Annotated in this window: 2 protein-coding genes; both read left to right on the top strand. The window is 45.1% G+C overall.

What is annotated here, in order from left to right; translation table 11 throughout:
* Positions 1-481 (top strand): hypothetical protein (locus tag ACP5J3_RS14370; RefSeq protein ID WP_428496305.1); only part of this gene is annotated, 481 nt, incomplete at its 5' end.
* Positions 482-1,285: 804 nt separating this feature from the next.
* The gene (locus tag ACP5J3_RS14365) at positions 1,286-1,462 is read left to right on the top strand and encodes a hypothetical protein (protein ID WP_428496304.1); all 177 of its coding nucleotides are present in this window, start codon (positions 1,286-1,288) and stop codon (positions 1,460-1,462) included.
* Positions 1,463-1,586 lie beyond the last annotated feature (124 nt).

The following is a 1,586-nucleotide window of genomic DNA, read 5'->3' as shown; positions in this document are numbered from 1 at the left end:
CGATAATAAGTTATATTATTTATGCAAACTTCCTCCATATATATTATTCGACACAAAAATAGTCGTATTTCCAAATTTACTTAGTTTCTTCATTGAAAGTAATGACAAAAAGCTAGCTAATGAATTAAATAATCCGCTGATTAGAGAGCAACTGATTAGCCAGTCAATTTTAAATGATAAATTGGAAAATTGCGAACAGATCGACTTAATAATTCTGCGTCTTACGGATGTAACCGGCATCGACGACTTAGTTAGTAAGTTGCTTGAGTTGAGATCTGCCAGAAGTTTCATAATGCCCGTAGCCACGGGGTACAATGTCTATTTCAGTGCAGGTAAGGTATATCCAGTCATTAGGATCACGGCCCCGGGTGAGAAGAACCCGTACTACTTCGTTGTGCCGTTTGCCGCTCCAGCTCGTGAGTTTTTTGTACTTGGCAAGGTGGGCGATGTAGTTGTGTTCGACGGTGGTAGGCCGTGGTGAACAAGCCGTTTTACTACATCAACGTGACGAGGTGACGCTACTGCTGGGTAATTTCTAAAACTATTTTTTTCCTGGCGCATATATAACTCCACAACATATACGGAGCCCCACTTATGTAGTCATTACAACTATCTATCGCCCCTCCAAATACTTCATTTATTATTTGTTGTAGCTCTTGTGGGAGATTGCCGCAAGTGATTGGACTTATTTGCTGTGCGACGTCGGTTATGAGGAGGTAACCTGCTGTGCATGCGGCTACTTTGTCGGGTGACGGTGCTGTGGCTTTTGCTTTTATTGTGTAGACTCCGTGTGGGAGTGTTATTTTTATTTCCTGTGTAATTGTTTTGCCAAATAGTCTTACTTCTATGTCGTGTTGGGTGGGGATTTTCTTTACGCCTTGTGGCGTTGTTATGTATATACAGGAGGGCGCCGCAGTCTATGTAAGCCATTTTCAGTATTTGTATCTGGAGATCGTGTGTGAGGGCGATTACCGCCTCTTTTTCTGTGCCGGGTTCTGTGTTTAGCAGGTTTTGTATTGCTATTGAGAACTCGTCGGCTAGGAATAGGCGTACGTAGTCCATTAGGTAGAGGTATGTGCCGTACATGGCGGTTGAGGTGGCTATCAGCATGGCGGCTAGCAGTACGTATGAGGACCTCATCGTCTAGCTTCCACACTTTGTAGTTATTACTGCTCCGGCTCCTTCTCCGATGGAGGTGGCCACTATTACTAGTCGACAACTTTTATCTGCAAACTCGGAGGGGGATGGAACATAAGATCTTGGACTCTTCGGCGGAGTCAGAGCAGTGGTAAGCCTAACCCGGGGAGACACCCCAATCAACCTAATAAACTACGCCGCGGTCTACCAAATAGCGTCAGACGTGGGGCTGAGAGTATTCCCAGCACTCGGCAACCTCGACTCCAGAGAAGCCATCTGGTACTTCAACATCACAAACAGACACGAGATAAAGATAGCCATGTAGATGTCTGCTTTTGAGTGGACGAATGCCGTTTGTCTATGGCCATCTTTTTGGCATTCCGCCTCTACATAGATTTCGCTGATGTATTCGTCGCCTGCTTGTGATGTGGAGCGCGGTAGAATAACAT

The organism is Pyrobaculum sp., assembly GCF_049971835.1.
GTDB lineage: Archaea > Thermoproteota > Thermoprotei > Thermoproteales > Thermoproteaceae > Pyrobaculum.
This window is presented reverse-complemented; position numbering and strand designations above follow the sequence as displayed.